The following is a 20398-nucleotide window of genomic DNA, read 5'->3' as shown; positions in this document are numbered from 1 at the left end:
GCAGCCGGATCGCGAGCAGCGAGTGCCCGCCGAGTTGGAAGAAGTCGTCGTCGACCCCGACCGACTCCCGGCCGAGGACGTGCGCGAACACCGCGCACAGCGCCGCCTCCCGCTCGTTCGCGGGCTCCCTCCGGACGACGGGGCGATCGGGCTCGGGGAGGGCCCGGCGGTCGAGCTTGCCCGAGGCGGTCAACGGGAGCTCGTCCAACGTGACGAAGGCGGTGGGGACCATGTAGGCGGGAAGGCGTTCGGCGGCGAACTCCCGCAGCCCCTCCGTCTGGCCCACCACATAGGCGATCAGCCGGTCGTCCCGGGCGATCACCGCCGCTTGGGAAACGTCAGGATTTTTCACCAGAACGGCCGCGATTTCACCGGGCTCGACGCGGAAGCCGCGCACCTTGACCTGGTCGTCGGCGCGGCCCTGGAAGATCAGCCGCCCGTCGGGGGTCCACTTCGCCAGGTCGCCGGTACGGTACATGCGCTCGCCCACATCGAAGGGTGAGGCCACGAACCGTTCGGCGGTCAGAGCGGGCCGGGAGACATATCCCCGTGCCAGACCTGCCCCTGCCACGTAGAGCTCCCCGGCCACGCCGGGCGGGAGCGGGCTGAGAGTGTCGTCCAGCACATACAGGCGGGTGTTGGCGATCGGGGTGCCGAGCGCCATCTCTCCGGTCAGTTCTGCGGTGGTGACGCCGATGGTCGTCTCGGTCGGCCCGTAGTGGTTGAACACCCTCCGGCCCGTGGCGACCAGTTCGGCCACCCATTCCGCCGAGGCCGCCTCCCCGCCCAGGACCAGCGAATCGGCCGGCATCAACCGCTCGACCCCCGCCACCGACGTCAGCGCCGCCAGGTGCGAGGGCACCGCCTTGAACGCATCGATGCGATGCTCGGCCAGATACGCGGCCACCGCTTCGGGATCGGTGACGGCTTCCTCATCCAGAATGTGGAGCTGACCGCCGGTGGCCAGGCTGATGAACACCACCGTGTTCCCCAGGTCGGTCACCTGCGGCTGAAGCAACGCATACCGGGTACCCGGCTCACTCCAACCCAGCCGCTGCGACACCGAGGCGACATAGTTGGCCAGCCCCGCCTGGGTGACCGCCACCCCCTTGGGAGCCCCGGTCGAACCAGAAGTGAAGATCACATACGCCAGATCACCCTCACGATCCCCGGCCCCGGCTTCGGAAAGATCGGACAGGTCATCCAGCACGATCTCCACCCCGGCATCGGCCAGCATCGCCTCCACCCGCGAGACGGGCAGTTGCGGATCGATCGGCAGATAGGCCGCACCGGCCTTCCACACGCCCAGGATCGCCGCGATCATGTCCGCGCCACGCGGCAACCGCAACCCCACCACCGGCGCACCCGCCACCCGGGCCGACTCGTCGAGCTGCCGGTAGGTCAGCTCGCGACCACCGGCCACGACCGCCGCGACCTTCCGGGCCGTCTCGTCGAGTTCTCGATAGGTCAGCTCGCGGCCGTCGGCGACCACCGCCGCCGCGTCCGGGCGCAGTGCCACCTGCCGCTCGAACAACCGCAGCACCGGCTCCGCCACCCCGTCGGAAGCCGTGTCGTTCCAGGTGCCCAGGAGCGCCCGGACCTCCTCGCCGAGTACGTCCACCGAGCTCAGGGCCGGGTCGGGGGCGCCGTCCAGGGTCTCGGCCAGGGCGGCGGCCACGTTCGCCGCCGCCACGCACATCAGCCGCCCGACCTCGCGCCCGTCCGTCGTCCCCGAGGTCAGCACGCTCAGGCTGAGCCCGGCCGGGCCCCGGTCGTTCACGGACACGGTCAGCGGGTAGCTGTTCTGGACCCGCGAGTAGACGTTGCGCACCCCGTCGATCGAGACCCGCCGGTCGGCGGCGTCGGCCTCCGTGCCGCCGATGTGCCGGTAGTTGAACAACGAGGTGAACAGCGGCGTGTTGCCCTCCAGGCCCGCCGCCTGCTGGGCCAGGGCCAGCGGCGCGTGCTCGTGTTCGAGCAGACCCGCCAGCTGTGCCCGCATCCCCTCCACGGCCTGCCTGATCCCGGCACGACCCGACCGCACCCGTACCGGAAGGGTGTTGATGAACGGCCCGACCACCCGGTCAGACCCCTCACCCGCGTTCATCCGCCCGAACAACACCGTGCCGAAGACCACGTCGTCCCGGCCCGACACCACCGACAACACCCGCGCCCAGGCCACATGCATGATCGTCGCCACGCTGACACCGAGGTCACGGGCGGCCGCGCGGAGCGCGGCCGTCGTCTCGGCCGGGATCGGGACCTGTTCGGCGACGACGTCGCCGCCGTCGCCGTGCACGTCGGTCAGGCCGTAGGGGGCCGTGGTCTCGGTGACGCCGTCGAGCAGGTCGGCGAAGAACCGTTCGTGCTCCTCGCGGGAGACCCCGCCGCGGGCCTGGGCGACGAAGTTGCGGAACGGGAGGGCCGGGGCGAGTTCGCCGCCGCCTTCGAGGACCGTCCAGAGCTCCTGGACCAGCACGTCCATGCCCTGGTGGTCGGAGACCATGTGGTGCATCCGGACCAGCCCCAGCCAGCGGCCGTCGGCCGACGGTGCGATGTGGAGGTCCATCAGGGGCGCCCGGCTGAGGTCCATGCCCGGTCCGGCCGCCGCGAGCAGGGCCTCCACCGGCTCCCCGGTCAGGGTGTGCTCGGTCACGGCCAGGGAGGCCCGCCGCCACACGACCTGGACGGGCTCGCGCAGCCCTTCCCACACCACGCCGGTCCGGTAGACGTCGTGGCGGTCGACGACCTGCTGAAGTGCGGCGGCGAAGGCGTCGAGCCGGGACCGCGTGTCGAACTCCAGCATCTGGACGGTCACGTAGGCGTCCACGCCGTCTCCGGCGAGGAGGTGGTGGAAGAGCATGCCCTCCTGGAGCGGGGCCAGCGGATAGACGTCCTTCACGTTGGCCGCGCCGCCCTCGGCCGAGGCGACGACCCGGTCGAGCTCCGCCTCGGTCAGGTCGACCAGCGGCAGCATGTCGGGCGTGATGGTCTGCGCGCCGTCGGGGATGCGGTTGGCGGGCACCTCGACCGCCTCGGCTCCCGCCGTGCGTGCCAGCCGGGCCGGGGTCGGCGACTCGAACAGCGCCCGGACCGACACCGAGACGCCGTGCGCCCGCAGCGCCTCGACGAGGGAGACGGCCAGCAGGGAGTGGCCGCCGAGCTGGAAGAAGTCGTCGTCGACGCCGACCGTCTTCAGGCCCAGGATCTGGGCGAACGCCGCGCACAGCAGCTCTTCCTGCGCGGTCTCCGGGCCGCGTCCCCCGCCTGAGGTGTATTCGGGGGCGGGCAGGGCGCGGCGGTCGAGCTTGCCGTTCGGGGTGAGCGGCAGCTCGTCGAGCCCGACGAACGCCGCCGGGACCATGTAGTCGGGCAACCGTTCGGCCGTGAACTCCCGCAGGCCCTCGGTCTCGCCGACGACGTAGGCGACCAGGCTGCTGTCACGGGCGACGACGACGGCCTGCGAGACGGCCGGATGCATGAGCAGGACGGCGGCGACCTCGCCCGGCTCCACCCGGAACCCGCGCACCTTCACCTGCTCGTCGGCCCGGCCGAGGAAGACGAGCTGACCGTCGGGGGTCCACTTCGCCAGGTCGCCGGTACGGTACATGCGCTCCCCCGCCGCGAAGGGCGAGGCCACGAACCGTTCGGCGGTGAGAGCCGGGCGGCGGAGGTAACCGCGGGCCAACGGTGTGCCGGCGACGTACAGTTCCCCCGTCACTCCGGGCGGGAGCGGCTGGAGGTCCTCACCCAGGACGTAGGCGCGGCCGTTGGCGATCGGCGTGCCGATGACCGGCTCGTCCCCCGGCCGCAGCGGCGGCGACATCGACGCGCACACCGTCGTCTCGGTCGGACCGTAGGCGTTCACGAACCGGCGTCCCGCCGACCACCTCGCCGCGAGAGCGGCGTCGATCGCCTCACCCGCCGACACGAGGGTGGTCACCGAGGCGAGATGCTCTTCCCGCAGCGTGGCCAGCACGGCGGGCGGCAGGGTCGCGTGCGTCACCCCCGACAGCTCACCCGCCAGCACCTCATCGGTCGACGTCATGACCAGCGTCGCGCCCGAGCACAACGCCATCACGATCTCCGACACCGCCGCGTCGAACCCGATCGAGGCGAACTGCAAAACCCGCGAACCCGGCATGACGGCGAAGTGGTCCATCTGCGCGACGGCCAGATTGACCAGACCGCCGTGCTGAACCGCGACGCCCTTGGGCGTCCCGGTCGAGCCCGAGGTGTAGATCACATACGCCGATCCCCGAGGATCGACGTCCCCCTCCACCGGGGTGGCCGGGCCCATGGCCAGCAGAGGATGGTCGATGGGCACCAGCCTGATCCGGCCCGCCGGAAGGTCCCCGAGCACGTCGTCGGTGCCCAGGACGAGCTGGGCGCGGCTGTCGGCCAGCATGAACGCGATCCGCTCCACCGGCAGCCGCGCGTCCAGCGGCAGGAAGGCCGCACCCGCCTTCCACACCCCCAGGATCGCCGCCACCAGATCGCCGCCACGCGGGAAACACAACCCGACCACCGACTCCGCGCCCACCCCCGCGCCACGCAGATAGTTCGCCACCTGGTTGGCGCGGGCGTCCAGCTCGGCATAGGTCAGCGAACCGGCCACCGCGACCGCGTCCGGAACCTCGGCCACCCGGCGCTCGAACAACTCGACCACCGTCGAGGCCGGCACCTCGGCCGCCGTGGAGTTCCAGCCGGTGACGACCTGCTCGCGTTCACCGGCGTCCAGCACGTCCACCTCGTGGAGCCGGACGTCCGGCCGGGAGGTCACCGTGTCGAGCACCCGCCCCCAGCGCCGGATCAGGCTCTCGGCCGTGGCGGCGGAGAACAGGTCGGCGGAGGCCGTCAACGAGCCGCGCAGCCCGGCCGGACGCCCCTGCTCGTCGAAGGTCTCCCCGACCATCACTTCGAGATCGGCCTGTACGGGCGCGAGCTCCGCCCCGTCCACGACGATCGCGGACTCCCGCCGGACCCCCGGCAGCTCCAGCCCGGCCCGCTCGGTGTTCTGCAGGGTGAGGATGACCTGGACGAGCGGATGCCGGGCCAGCGACCTGACGGGCGCGAGCTCCTCCACGAGCCGCTCGAACGGCACGTCCTGGTGCCCCAGCGCTTCCAGGCTCACCTCACGGACCCGCGCCAGCACCTCGCGGAACTCCGGATCACCCGACAGATCGGTCCGGATGACCAGCGTGTTCACGAAGAACCCGACCAGGTCGTCGAGCGCCTCATCGGTCCGCCCCGCCACCCCCGACCCGATCGGGATGTCGGTGCCCGCGCCGAGCCGGGACAACGTCACCGCCAGCGCCGCCTGGACGACCATGAACACCGTCACCCCCTCGGCCCGCGCCAGCTCGGTCAGCCGCCGGTGGGTCTCGGCCGGCAGCCTGAGCGGGAGCCGGTGCCCGACGTGGCTCAGGGTCGCCGGACGCGGCCGGTCGACCGGCAGCGCCAGCTCCTCGGGCAGTCCGGCCAGGGTCTCCCGCCAGTAGCCGACCTGCTCCGCGAGCTCCCCGCCGAGGAGGTCGTGCTGCCAGAGGGCGTAGTCGGCGTACTGGACCGGCAGCGGCGCCCACTCGGGGGCCCGGCCCTCGACGCGTGCCGCGTAGGCCGTGGACAGGTCACGGGCGAGCGGTGCCGACGACCAGCCGTCACCGGCGATGTGGTGGATGACGACGACGAGGGTCCGCCCCTGGAAGAGCCAGGCCCGGATCGGCACCTCGTTCGCCAGGTCGAACGTGTAGGCCTCCGCCAGGGCCGTGTCCCCCGAATCCTCCACCTGGAGCGCCCAGTCGAGCTCGTCGAGGTCGAGGACGTGCTGGTAGGGCTCCCCGTCCACCGACGGGAAGACCGTGCGCAACGCCTCATGGCGGCCGAGCACGTCCCGCAGCGCCGCGTTCAGCGCGGCCACGTCGAGATCGCCGGCGAGATGCACGGGCATCGGGATGTTGTAGGTCGTGTTCGGCCCCTCAAGCTGATCGAGGAACCACAACCGTCGCTGCGCGAACGACAGCGGCGGCCGCTCGGGCCGCTCCCCCGCCACGAGCGCTGCCCGCGTCCGTCCGGTGGCGGTGGCCACGATCCCCGCCAGCCCGGCCGGGGTCGGCGACTCGAACAGCGCCCGCAACGGCACCTCGACCCCGAGGACGGTCCTGATGCGGGACACGAGCCGCGCGGCGAGCAGGGAGTGCCCGCCAAGGTCGAAGAAGTCGTCGTCCACCCCTACGGACTCCAGGCCCAGGACCTGCGCGAACGCGGCGCAGAGGATCTCCTCCTGGACGGTGGCGGGCGGGCGGCCGGAACCGGTGACCTGCTGGGGTTCGGGCAGGGCTCGGCGGTCGAGCTTGCCGTTGGGGGTGAGGGGGAGTTCGTCGAGCGTGACGAAAGCCGCGGGAACCATGTAGTCGGGCAGCCGCTCGGCGGCGAACTCCCTGAGCCCCTCCGCCTGGCCCACGACATAAGCGACCAAGCGGTCCTCACGGGCGACCACGGCGGCCTGCGCGACATCCGGACTTCTTAGCAGGACGGCGGCGACCTCGCCCGGTTCGACGCGGAAGCCCCGGATCTTGACCTGGTCGTCTGCGCGGCCCTGGAAGATCAGCCGGCCGTCGGGGGTCCACTTCGCCAGGTCGCCGGTACGGTACATGCGCTGACCGGCGTCGAAAGGCGAGGCCACGAACCGTTCGGCGGTCATACCCGGCCTGGCGACATACCCGCGCGCCAGACCCAACCCGGCGACATAGACCTCACCCGCGACCCCAGGCGGAACCGGCGCCAGCCGGTCATCAAGCAGATACAGCCGCGAGTTGGCGATCGGCCGCCCGAACGAGATCGGCCCCTCCTCATCGGCGTCGACCTCACCGGCGGCGACGATCACCGTGGCCTCGGTCGGCCCATAGGCATGGACCAGCCGCCGACCTTGAGCCCACCGCCGGGCGACGGTCTCGGTGATGCCCTCCGCGCCCACCACGATCGGCCCGATGTGCGAGAAGTCATCAGGATCGAGGACGTTGAGCAGCGAGGGAACCACACTGGCCGCCCCCACCTGAGTCAACTCCCGCAGCAGCTCAGGCTGCGCTCGCCTGCCCTCATCGGCGATGACCAGCGTCGAACCGGTGGCCAGCGCCACCGCGACGTCCAGCACCGAGGCGTCGAACCCGAAGGAGGCGAACTGCAACAACCCCACACCCGGCCCCGCACCAAGAATCGGCCCGAACACCTCAACGAGGTTGACCAGACCGCGATGACTGACCGCGACACCCTTGGGTGTGCCGGTCGAACCGGAGGTGTAGATCACATACGCCAGCGAATCCGGCTCCACCCGGACACCCAACGAACCGCCGTCGTCCGGAAGGCCCGACCCGTCCCCGCTCCCCGCAGAGACCGGCACCGCGGAATCCCGCATGCCCGAACGGCCCGGCCCGTCCCCGGTCCCCGCAGAGGCCGGCACCGCCGAACCCCACGCGCCCGAAAGGCCCGACTCATCCCCTGCCCCTACAGAGGCCGGCACCGCCGACTTCCCCATGCCCGAAAGGCCCGGCCCGTCCCCGGCCACCGCAGAGGCCGACACCGCCGAACCCCACGCGCCCGAAAGGCCCGACCCATCCCCGGCCCCCGCAGGGTCCGGCACCGCAGAATCCCACGTGCCCGCGAGAACGATCTCCATCCCGGCGGGGACCAGATGCCGGGTTTCCGGACAGGCCAGCACACACGCCACCCCGGCATCGGCCAGCACCGCACCCACCCGCTCAGCCGGATTGCCAGGGTCGACGGGCAGGTAGGCCGCGCCCGCCTTCCACACGCCCACGATCGCGATGATCATCTCCGCGCCACGCGGCAGACAGACCCCGACGATCGACTCCGGACCGACGTTCAAGGTCTGCAGGCGCCGCGCCAGCCGGTTCGACCGGCGATCCAACTCGCCGTAGGTCAGCTCACCCTCGACCGCGAAAGCGTCAGGGGACTGCCGAGTGATCAGGTCCACGATGCTCGAAGAGGCCACCTCGCGCGCCGTGTCGTTCCAGCCGCGCAGCACCCGCTCCCGCTCCCCCTCCTCCAGCACGTCCACCGCGTGAACCCGCACATCCGGTTCCGCCGTCACCCGTTCCAGCACCCGCAGGAACCGGGCGACCAGGCTCTCGGTCGTCGTGGCGTCGAACAGGTCGGTCGCCGCGGTCACCGAGCCGCGCAGGCCGTCGGGCCGCCCCTCCTCGTCGAAGGTCTCCACCAGGGCCAGGTCGAGGTCGAACTTGGCCGCCGCGACGCCGCCGCCCACGCCCGCCCCGCCGACCGTGACGCCCGGGAGCTCCACCCCGGCCCGCTCGACGTTCTGCAACGTCAGCGCGACCTGGAACAGGGGATGCCGCGCCAGCGACCGGGCGGGCGCCAGGCTCTCGACCAGGCGCTCGAAGGGGACGTCCTGGTGCGCCAGCGCTCCGAGGCTCGCCTCCCTGACCCGGTGGAGGACGTCCGCGAAGGCCGGGTCGCCGGACAGGTCGGCCCGGACGACCAGGGTGTTCACGAAGAAGCCGACCAGGCCGTCGAGCGCCTCGTCGGTCCGCCCGGCCACGACCGTGCCGATCGGGATGTCGGTCCCGGCGCCGAGACGCGACAGCGTCACCGCCAGCGCCGCCTGCAGGGCCATGAACACCGTCGCGCCCTCGGCGCGGGCCAGCGAGGCCAGCCGTTCGTGCACTTCGGCGGGGACGCGCACCGACACCGTGTGGCCGGCGTGGCTGCTCACCAGGGGGCGCGGGCGATCCGCGGGCAGGGTCAGCTCCTCGGGGGCGCCGGCCAGGGCGTCGCGCCAGTAGGAGATCTGGGCGGCGAGTTCGGTCTCGCCCAGCAGGTCGTGCTGCCAGAGGGCGTAGTCGGCGTACTGGACGGGGAGCGGTTCGAAGCGTGGCGCCACGCCGGTGACACGCGACGCGTAGGCGGTGGACAGGTCGCGGCCGAACGGGCCCATCGACCAGCCGTCGCCCGCGATGTGGTGGATCACCACGACGAGGATCCGGCCGCCGAACAGCCACGCCCGGATCGGGACCTCGTTCGCCAGGTCGAAGGTGTGGGAGGTCGCCGCGGCCACGTCCTCCGCATCCGCCAGTTCGAGGGCCCAGTCGAGGTCGTCCAGGTCCAGGACCCGCTGGTACGGCTCGCCGTCCACCGACGGGAAGACGGTGCGCAGCGACTCGTGCCGGCCGATCACGTCGCGCAGGGCCGCGTTCAGCGCGGCCACGTCCAGGTCGCCGGTCAGGCGGGCCACGAGCGGGATGTTGTAGGTCGCGTTCGGGCCCTCGATCTGGTCGAGGAACCAGAGCCGCCGCTGGGCGAACGACAGCGGGATCCGCTCGGGACGGGCCGCCGCCCGTACGGGCGGGCGGGCGGTGCCCGAACCCGGCAGCCGGGCGGCCAGCCCGGCCGCGGTCGGCGTCTCGAACAGGGCGCGGAGGGGGAGTTCGACGCCGAGCAGGGTCCGGATGCGGGACACCAGGCGTGCGGCGAGGAGCGAGTGGCCGCCGAGCCGGAAGAAGTCGTCGTCGACGCCGACCGACTCGCGGCCCAGGACGTCGGCGAACGCACCGGCCAGGATCTCCTCGCCGGGCGTCGCCGGGCGGCGTCCGGCCGTGGTGGTGAACTCGGGGGCGGGCAGGGCGCGGCGGTCGAGCTTGCCGTTGACGGTCAGCGGGAGCCGGTCGAGCAGGACGACGGCCGACGGCACCGCGTAGGCGGGCAGCCGTCCGGCGAGGTGGTCCCGCAACTCGGAGGGGAGGTCGTCGCGGGGGCTCTCCGGCACCACGTAGGCGACCAGGTGGCCGTCCCGGGCGACGACGGCGGCCGACACGACGTCGGCCGAGGCCAGGAGGGCGGCCTCGACCTCGCCGGGCTCGACCCGGAAGCCGCGGATCTTCACCTGGTCGTCCGCACGGCCGAGGAAGGCGAGCCGGCCGTCGGCGGTCCACTTCACCCGGTCGCCGGTACGGTACATGCGCTCGCCGGGCTCTGCGGGGCAGGCGACGAAACGTTCGGCGGTGAAGGCTGGACGGCCGACGTAGCCGCGGGCCAGGCCGGCGCCGGTGACGTAGAGCTCTCCGGGAACACCGGCCGGGACGGGGCGCAGGTGCCCGTCGAGGACGTGCACGCCGCCGTTGGCGACCGGGCGGCCGATGGAGACGCCGCCGTCGAGGCCGTCGGGGCCGACCGGGCCCGTGGTGGTGAAGACGGTGCACTCGGTCGGGCCGTACACGTTGGTGAGCACGGTGCCGGGCAGTTCGGCCAGCACGCGGGCGCAGTGGGCGGGCGACAGCACGTCGCCGCCGGCCCAGATCTCGCGCAGTCCGGCGAGCGCGCCGACGTCGCCGTCGACGACCTCGTGGAACAGGCCGGCGGTCAGCCAGGCGGTGGTGACGCCGAAGGTTCCCATGAAGTCGCGCAGCTCGGCGGGGGACGCCTCGTCCGCCGGCGGGATCGCGAGGGTGGCGCCGTTGAGCAGCGCGCCCCAGACCTCCAGCGTGGCGGCGTCGAACGACACCGAGGCCAGCTGGCTGACGACGTCGCCGGGGGTGACGTCCACGTGCCGGGCGACCCGGTCGACGCCCTGGTGGAGGATGACGGCGCCCTTCGGAACGCCGGTCGAGCCCGAGGTGTAGACGACGTGGGCCGGATGCCCGGGGAGCAGGTTCCGCGCGGGCGGGGTGGCGGGCGCGGCGAGCACGGCCGGGTCGCCGAGCGTCACGACCGGCAGCCCGAAGTCCTCGGTGGGCGCGTCGGCGATCACCGCGACCGCGCCGGAGTCGCGCAGCATCAGGGCGACCCGTTCGGCCGGGTAGGCGGTGTTGACGGGCACGTACGCGCCCCCGGCCTTGAGCACCCCGAGCCAGGCCGCCACGACCCCGGGCCCGCCCGCCACCGCCACGCCGACGGCCGACTCCGGCCCCACTCCGAGGCCGACGAGGTGGTGGGCCAGCCGGTTGGCCTGTTCGTCCAGGTCCCGGTACGTCGCCGCGAAGCCCGGCCCGACCAGGGCGAGGGCGTCGGGGGTGCGGGCGGCCTGCGCCTCGAACCGGTCGGGGACCGTCTCAGGCCCGCCGACGAGGGGCCCGCGGCTCCAGTCGCGGGCGATGCGCTCGCGCTCGCCGGGGTCGGCGACGTCGACCCCGCTGAGCCGCACGCCGAGGTCGCCGGTCATCGTCTCCAGCACGTGCCGCCACGCCCGCACGATCCGCTCGACGGTCGCGGGGTCGAACAGGTCGGCCGCGCCCACGATCACCCCGCGCACCCCCGCAGGGGCTCCTTGGGGGTCGGTGACCTCGTCGACGAGCACGTCGAGGTCGAACTTGACCGCCGAGGCGCCGCCCGCGGGCCGGGTCTCCCCCGTGCCGACGACGTTCTGCAGCGCGAACACGATCTGGAACAGCGGGTGCCGCGCCGCCGACCGGTCGGGCGCGAGCTCCTCGACGAGCCGCTCGAACGGCACGTCCTGGTGCTCGTACGCCGCCATCCCGGCCGCCCTGACCCGGCCGAGCAGCGTGCCGAGGGTCGGGTCGCCGGACAGGTCGGCCCGGACGACCAGGGTGTTGACGAAGAACCCGACGAGTTCCTCCAGCGCCTCGTCGGAGCGTCCGGCCACGGCGACGCCGATCGGGATGTCGGTCCCGGCGCCGAGCCGCGACAGCGCCGCGGCGAGGGCGGTGTGCAGGACCATGAACAGGGTCGCGCCCTCCGCCCGCGCCACGTCGATCAGGCGGCGGTGCAGGTCGGCCGGGATGTCCACGGGCACACCGTGCCCCTTGTGGCCGGGCTCGGCGGGACGCGGCCGGTCGTAGGGCAGGTCGAGCTCCTGCGGGACGCCGGCGAGCGCCTCCCGCCAGTGGGCGACCTGCGCGGCGAGGGTCTCCTCGCCGAGCGTCTCGCGCTGCCACAGGGCGTAGTCGGCGTACTGGACCGGCAGCGGCGCCCACTCGGGGGCCCGGCCCTCGATGCGGGCGGCGTAGGCGGTGGCCAGGTCGCGGGAGAAGGGGGCGTTCGACCAGCCGTCGGTGGCGATGTGGTGGGTCAGCACGACGAGGGTCCGCCCCCGCAGCAGCCACGCCCGGATCGGGATCTCGGCGGCCAGGTCGAACGTGTGGGCGGTGACCGCGTCGACGTCGTCCGAGTCCTCCAGCCGCAGCGCCCAGTCGAGCTCGCCGAGGTCGAGGATGCGCTGGTAGGGCTCCCCGTCGACCGAGGGGAAGACGGTGCGGAGCGACTCGTGGCGTCCGATGACGTCGAGCAGGGCGGCGTTCAGCGCGGTGGCGTCGACCTCGCCGGTGAGCCGGGTGACCAGCGGGATGTTGTACGTCGTGGTCGGCCCGTCGAGCTGTCCCAGGAACCAGAGCCGTCGCTGCGCGAACGACAACGGGATGCGGCCGGGCCTGGCGACCGGCCGGATCGGCGGGCGGGCCGCCCCGGTGTCGGCCAGCCGCGCCGCCAGCGCGGCCACGCTCGGCGCCTCGAAGAGGGTCCGCAGCGGCACCTCCACGCCCATCACCGCCCGCAGGCGCGACAGCAGCCGGACGGCCAGCAGCGAGTGGCCGCCGAGGTCGAAGAACCCGTCGTCGACGCCGACCGACTCACGGCCGAGGACCTGGGCGAAGATCCCCGCCAGCACCTCCTCGCGGGGCGTCGAGGGCGCCCGGCCGCCGCCTGCCGGGGTGCCGGGGGCGGGCAACGCGCGGCGGTCGAGCTTCCCGTTCGGGGTCAGCGGCAGCGCGCCGAGCGGCACGACGTCGGCCGGGACGAGGTGCGCGGGCAGGCGCGCGGCGGCGAACCGGCGAAGGCCGCCGGTCTCTCCCACGACGTAGGCGATCAGCCGCTCGTCGCGCACGGCCACCGCCGCCGCGCTCACGCCGGGAGCCGTCAGCAGGACGGCCTCCACCTCGCCGGGCTCGATCCGGAACCCGCGCAGCTTCACCTGGTCGTCGGCCCGGCCCGCGAACACCAGCTCACCTTCGGGCGTCCACCATGCCAGGTCGCCCGTCCGGTAAATCCGCAGGCCGGGGTCGAACGGGGAGGCCGTGAACCGTTCGGCGGTCATGCCGGGACGGCCGGCGTAGCCCCGGGCCAGGCCTGGTCCGGTCGTGTAGAGCTCGCCGGTCACCCCGGGCGGCACCGGGTTGAGCGCGGCGTCCAGCACGTAGGCGCGGGTGTTGGCGATGGGAGTGCCGATCGGTACGACGGCGGAGGCGGCGTCCAGGGGGCGGCTGATCGTGGCGTCGACGGTCATCTCCGTGGGCCCGTAGGCGTTGACCAGACGTCGGCCGGGCGCCCAGCGGGCCACCAGCGCGGGCGGGAGCGCCTCGCCGCCGACCACGACGGTCTCCACCGTGGCGGGGAGGTCGTCGAGGCCGGCCAGCACGGCGGGCGGCAGCGTCACGTGCGTCACCGCCCGGTCGGCGATCAGGCCGGGCAGCCCGTCGAGCCGTCCTCCGGCCGGCACCAGGACGGCCCCGGCGGTCAGCGCCATGAGGACCTCGGAGACGGCCGCGTCGAACCCGAACGAGGCGAACTGGAGCACCCGCGATTCCGCGCCGACCGCGAACCGCTCGCGCTGCGCGGCGATCGTGTTCACCAGGCCGCCGTGGGTGACGGCCACGCCCTTGGGCGTGCCGGTGGAGCCGGAGGTGTAGATCACGTAGGCCAGCCCGGCCCGCCCGACGGGCACGTCCGGCGCGGCCACCGGTTCGTCGCCGAGGTCCGGCAGGGTGGTGAGCACCGGCGAGGCGCCGCTGTCGGCGACCAGGAAGGAGACCCGCGCCTCCGGCAGCGCCGGGTCGATCGGCAGGTAGGCCGCGCCCGCCTTCCACACGCCCAGCATCGCGGTGACCATGTCGGCGGCGTCGGGGAGCGACAGCCCGACCACCGACTCCGGACCGGCCCCTTGGGCGCGCAGGTGACGGGCCAGCCGGTCGGCCCGTTCGTGCAGTTCCCGGTACGTGATGCGGGCGTCGCCCGTGTCGACGGCGACGGCGTCGGTGCGCGGGATCAGGTCGAGCACCGTGGCGGGTCCGGCCGGCGCCTCGGTGGCGTTCCAGCGGCGCACGACCGTGTGGTGATCGTCGGCGTCGAGGACCTTCACGCGGGCCAGCGGGGTGTCCGGGGCCGCGGCGAGGAGGTCGCCGAGGGCGGTGACGAGCAGGCGGCCGATGAGGCCGGGGTCGATGGCGGTGACGGTCTCGACGCTGAGGCTGAGCCCGGCCGCGCCGAGGTCGTTGACGGACACCGACACCGGATAGTTGGTGCGCTCGCGGATGTAGGCGGTCCGCACCCCTTCCAGCGCCTGCCGGGGCTCGCCCTGCCGCGCCATGTGCCGGTAGTTGAACAACGAGGTGAACAGCGGCGTGTTCCCCTCCAGGCCGGCGGCCTGCTGGGCCAGGGCCAGCGGCGCGTGCTCGTGTTCGAGCAAGCCGGCAAGTTGCGCCCGCATCTCCCCCACGGCCTGCGTGATCCCGGCACGACCGGAACGCACCCGTACCGGAAGGGTGTTGATGAACGGCCCGACCACCCGGTCGGAACCCTCGCCCGCGTTCATCCGCCCGAACAACACCGTGCCGAAGACCACGTCGTCGCGGCCCGACACGACCGACAACACCCGCGCCCAGGCCACATGCATGATCGTCGCCACGCTGACGCCGAGATTCCGCGCCCTCTCGCGGAGCGCCGCGACGGTTTCGGCGGGCACCGGGACCAGCGCGGAGACCGCGTCGCCGCCGTCGCCGTGCACGTCGAGCACGCCGAAGGGGGCGGTCGGCTCGGTGACGTCGCCGAGCAGGTCGGCGAAGAACCGTTCGTGCTCCTCGCGGGACACCCCGCCGCGGGCCTGGGCGACGAAGTCGCGGAACGGCGGCGCGGGCGGCGGCTCCTCGCCGTCGATGATGGCCCGCAACTCCCTGACCAGCACGTCCGTGCCCTGGTGATCGGCGATCATGTGGTGCATCCGGAGCAGGCCCAACCAGTGCCCGTCGGCCGCGGGGGCGACGTGCAGGTCCATCAGGGGCGCCCGGCCGAGGTCCATCACGGCGCCGACGGCGCGGGCGAACGCGGCGCCCGACTCCTGGGGCCCGTGCTCGACGACCGGCAGGGCGGCGTCCCGCCACACGGCCTGGACGGGTTCGCGCAGTCCTGCCCAGACGACGGCGGTCCGGTAGATGTCGTGCCGGGCCACGACCTGCCGCAGCGCGCCGGCGAAGGCGTCGAGGCGGGCGCGGCCGTCGAAGTCGAGCACGTGCATGGTGACGTAGGCGTCGGCGCCGTCCCCGGCGAGGAGGTGGTGGAAGAGCAGGCCCTCCTGGAGCGGGGCGAGCGGGTAGACGTCGGCCAGGTTGGCCGCGCCGCCCTCGACCGTGGCGACGACCCGCTCCCGTTCGGCCTCGGTCAGGTCGGCGAGCGGGGCCGTCGCCTCCGGCCGTCCGGGGGCGGCGGCGCGGGCCAGGCCCGCCGGGGTCGGCGACTCGAACAGCGCCCGGACCGACACCGGGACGCCGTGCGCCCGCAGCACCTCGACCAGCCGTACCGCCAGCAGGGAGTGCCCCCCGAGGCGGAAGAAGTCGTCGTCGACGCCGACCGTCTCCAGGCCCAGCACCTCGGCGAACGCGGCGCAGAGCCGCTCCTCGCGGGCCGACTCGGGGGCCCGGCCCGATCCGGCGGCGAACACGGGTTCGGGCAGGGCGCGGCGGTCGAGCTTGCCGTTGGGGGTGAGCGGCAGCGCGTCGAGCCCGACGAACGCCGCCGGGACCATGTAGTCGGGCAGCCGTTCGGCGGTGAACTCCCGCAGGCCGTCGGCCTCGCCGACGACGTAGGCGACCAGGTTGCCGTCACGGGCGACGACGGCGGCCTGCGAGACGCCCGGATGACCCTGCAGAACGGCGGCGACCTCGCCGGGCTCCACCCGGAACCCGCGCACCTTCACCTGGTCGTCGGCCCGGCCCAGGAAGACGAGCTGGCCGTCCCGGGTCCACTTCGCCAGGTCGCCGGTACGGTACATGCGCCCGCCCGACCCGAACGGGCAGGCCACGAAGCGCTCCGCCGTCAGCCCCGGCCGCCCGGCGTACCCGCGCGCCAGTTGCACCCCGGCGACGTACACCTCACCCGCGACCCCGGCCGGGACGGGCCCGAGCCCGTCGTCCAGCACGAACAGCCGGGTGTTGGCGATCGGGCGGCCGAACGGCACCGGGCCGGGCCGGTCGGGGTCGACCGGGGAGGCCGCCACCATGACCGTGGCCTCCGTCGGGCCGTAGGTGTTGATCAGCGCCCGGCCCCGCGACCAGGCCCGCGCGGTCTCCGTGCCGATCGCCTCGGCGCCCACCAGGATGGTCTCCACCTGCGGCAGCCGAACCGGGTCGAGCACGCCGAGCAGCGACGGCACCACGCTCGCGGCGGTCACCCCGGTCAGCTCGCCGAGCCGTTCGGGCTGGCGGCGCCGGGGCTCGTCGGCCACCCACAACGCCGCGCCGTGGGTGAGCGCCACCGCGACGTCGAGCACGGAGGCGTCGAACCCGAACGAGGCGAACTGCAGCATGCCGGCGCCGGGCTCGACACCGAGGATCGGCCCGAAGACCGACACCAGGTTGACCAGGCCCCGGTGGGCGACCGCGACGCCCTTCGGCGTGCCCGTCGACCCCGAGGTGTAGATCACGTACGCGAGCCCGCGGAGGTCGATCGCCACGTCCGGCCGGGTGTCGTCCAGGGGCAGGTCACGCAGGTCGGCCGGGGTGAGCACGCAGGCGGGCGCCGCGTCGGCCAGCACCGCCGCCACCCGTTCGGCCGGGTTGGCGGGGTCGATCGGCAGGTACGCCGCCCCGGCCTTCCAGACGCCCAGGATCGCCACGACCATGTCGGCGCCGCGCGGCAGCCGCAGCGCGACCAGCGACTCGGCGCCCACACCCTGGCCGCGCAGCCGGTTGGCCAGGCGGTTGGCCCGCGCGTCGAGGTCGGCGTAGGTCAGGCTCTCGCCGTCGGCGACCACGGCGACCGCGCCGGGGACCAGCGCGGCCTGCCGCTCGACCATCGCCACGACGTCGGTGTCCGGGACGTCGGCGGCGGTGTCGTTCCAGACGTGCAGCACCTGGTCGCGTTCCCGGTCGTCGAGCACGTCGACCGCGTGGAGCCGCACGTCGGGGTCGCCGGTCACCTGCTCGATCACCCGGGTCAGCCGGCGGGCGAACACCGCGACCGACTCGGCGTCGAAGAGGTCGGCCGAGCCGATCACGGATCCGCGCAGCCCGGCCGGACGGCCCCGGTCGTCGAACGTCTCCGACAGCGTCACGTCGAGGTCGAACCGGGCCGTGGTCGTGCCGGTGAGGTCGGCGGCGCCGTCACGCACGGCCGTACCGGGCAGCGCGAGCCCGGCCCTGGCGGTGTTCTGAAGCGTCAGCATGACCTGGAACAGCGGGTGGCGGGCCAGCGAGCGCTGCGGGGCGAGCTCCTCGACCAGCCGCTCGAACGGCACGTCCTGGTTGGCCAGCGCGCCGAGGCTCGCCTCCCTGACCCGGCCGAGCACCTGCCGGAACCGCGGGTCGCGGGCCAGGTCGGTCCGGACGACCAGCGTGTTCACGAAGAACCCGACCAGATCGTCGAGGGCCGCGTCGGTCCGCCCCGCGACCGCCGAGCCGATCGGGATGTCGGTCCCCGCGCCGGTCCGCGACAGGGTCACCGCGAGCGCGGCCTGCAGCGCCATGAAGACGGTGACGCCCTCGGCCCGCGCGAGGTCGGCCAGCCGCCGGTGGGTCTCGGCGGGGATCCAGGCGGCGACCCGGTGCCCGGTGTGCCCGGCGACGGCGGGCCGGGGCCGGTCGGCGGGCAGCGTGAGCTCCTCGGGTATCCCGGCCAGGGCCCTGCGCCAGTAGCCGACCTGCTCGGTCAGCAGGTCGCCGGAGAGGAGGTCGCGCTGCCAGAGGGTGTAGTCGGCGTACTGGACCGGCAGCGGCGCCCACTCGGGGGCCCGGCCCTCGACGCGTGCGGCGTAGGCCGTGGACAGGTCACGGGCGAGCGGGCCGGACGACCAGCCGTCACCCGCGATGTGATGGAGGGTCACGACGAGAACGTGGTCGCCCGGCCCGTTCGTGAAGAGGGCCGCCCTGATCGGCACCTCGCTGGTCAGGTCGAACGGCTCGTTCCCGGTCCCGGCGGGATCGACGGACAGGGCCCAATCGAGCTCCTCCGGCTCGATGACCCGCTGGTAGGGCTCCCCGTCCACCGACGGGAAGACGGTCCGCAGCGACTCGTGCCGGACGATCACGTCGCGCAACGCCGCGTCGAGCGCCTCGACGTCGAGCGAGCCGGACAACCGGACCGTGGTCGGCACGTTGTAGACCGTGTTCGGCCCGTCGAGCCGCGACAGGAACCACAGACGCCGCTGCGCGAACGACAGCGGAACCCGCTCCGGCCGGGGCCGGGGAGCGAGCTGCTCCCTGGCCCGCCCCGTCTCGGCCAGCCGCGCCGCCAGCCCCGCCACCGTGGGCGCCTCGAACACCATCCACAACGGCACCTCGACACCCAGGACGACCCGGATCCGCGACACCAGGCGCGCCACGAGCAGCGAGTGCCCGCCGAACTCGAAGAAGTCGTCGTCGACGCCGACCGACTCCAGGCCCAGGAGCTGCGCGAACTCCCCGCAAAGGATCTCCTCCTGCACGGTCGCGGGCGGCCGGCCCGCGCTCGCGAACTCGGGGGCGGGCAGGGCGCGGCGGTCGAGCTTGCCGTTGGGGGTGAGCGGCAGCTCGTCGAGCCCGACGAACGCCGCCGGGACCATGTAGTCAGGCAGCCGCTCGGCGGCGAACTCCCTGAGCCCGTCCGTCCGGCCCACCACATAGGCGATCAACTGGTCGTCCCGGGCGATCACGGCGGCCTGCGCGACATCCGGACTCTTCAGCAGGACGGCGGCGACCTCGCCTGGTTCGATGCGGAAGCCGCGGATCTTGACCTGGTCGTCGGCGCGGCCCTGGAAGATCAGCCGGCCGTCCGGGGTCCACTTCGCCAGGTCGCCGGTACGGTACATGCGCTCCCCCGCCGCGAAGGGCGAGGCCACGAACCGCTCGGCGGTCATGCCCGACCTGGCGACATACCCGCGCGCCAGACCCAACCCGGCGACATACACCTCCCCCGCGACCTCCGGCGGAACCGGCGCGAGCCGGTCATCAAGCAGATACAGCCGCGAGTTGGCGATCGGCCGCCCGAACGAGATCGGCCCCTCCTCATCAGCCTCGACCTCACCCGCCGCGACGATGACCGTGGCCTCGGTCGGCCCATAAGCGTGCACCAGCCGCCGGCCGTGAGCCCAGCGGCGGGCGACGGTCTCGGTGATGCCCTCCGCACCCACCAGGATCGGGCCGATGTGCGAGAAGTCGGCCGGGTCCAGCACGTTGAGCAGCGAGGGAACCACACTGGCCGCCCCCACCCCGGTCAGCTCCCGCAACCGCTCAGGCTGCGCCCGCCTGCCCTCATCCGCGATGACCAACGTCGAACCGGTCGCCAGCGCCACCGCGACATCCAGCACCGAGGCGTCGAACCCGAACGAGGCGAACTGCAACACCCCCACACCCGGCCCCGCACCCAGCAGAGGCCCGAACACCTCGACGAGGTTGACCAAGCCGCGATGGCTGACCGCGACCCCCTTCGGAGTGCCCGTCGACCCCGAGGTGTAGATCACATACGCCAGCGAATCCGGCTCCACCCGGACGCTGAGCGGACCCTCCTCGCCCGAAAGGCCCGACTCACCCCCGCTCCCCGCAGAGACCGGCACCACCGAATCCCGCACGCCCGAACGGCCCGACCCATCCCCGGTCCCCGCAGAGACCGAAACCGCCGAATCCTCCACGGCAAGGCCCGGCTCATCCTCGGTCCCCGCAGAGGCCGACACCACGGAATCCCACATGCCAGTGAGCTCGACGATCTCCATCCCGGTGGGGACCAGATGCCGGGTTTCCGCACAGGCCAGCACACATGCCACCCCGGCATCGGCCAGCACCGCACCCACCCGCTCAGCGGGATTGCCGGGGTCGACCGGCAGGTAGGCCGCGCCCGCCTTCCACACGCCCACGATCGCGGTGATCATCTCCGCGCCACGCGGCAGGCAGACCCCGACGATCGACTCCGGACCGACACCCGCGGCTCGCAACCGCCGGGCCAGCCGGTTCGACCGGCGGTCCAGTTCCCCATAGGTCAGCTCACCGTCGACCGCGAAGGCGTCAGGGGACTGCCGGTTGATCAGGTCCACGATGCTCGAAGAGGGCACCTCGCGGGCCGTGTCGTTCCAGCCGCGCAGCACCCGATCCCGCTCCCCCTCCGCCAGCACGTCCACCTGCGAGAGGGCGACGTCGTCGGAGGTCAGCGCCGTGACCAGGTTCTCCAGCGCGGT

At 73.6% G+C, this 20398-nt stretch carries 1 protein-coding gene (cut by both window edges); it reads right to left on the bottom strand.

This entire window lies inside a single protein-coding gene on the bottom strand: locus QSK34_RS35655, encoding a non-ribosomal peptide synthase/polyketide synthase. The 34203-nt coding sequence extends 146 nt beyond the window's left edge and 13659 nt beyond its right edge, so the window shows coding positions 13660-34057, spanning codon 4554 (complete) through codon 11353 (partial); reading right to left, the first codon wholly in view occupies positions 20396-20398. The start codon and the stop codon both lie outside this window.

This window comes from Herbidospora sp. NBRC 101105 (genome assembly GCF_030269205.1).
Classification (GTDB): Bacteria; Actinomycetota; Actinomycetes; order Streptosporangiales; family Streptosporangiaceae; genus Herbidospora; species Herbidospora solisilvae.
Note: the sequence above shows the minus strand (reverse complement) of the source record. Positions and strands in the feature narration are given on the sequence as shown.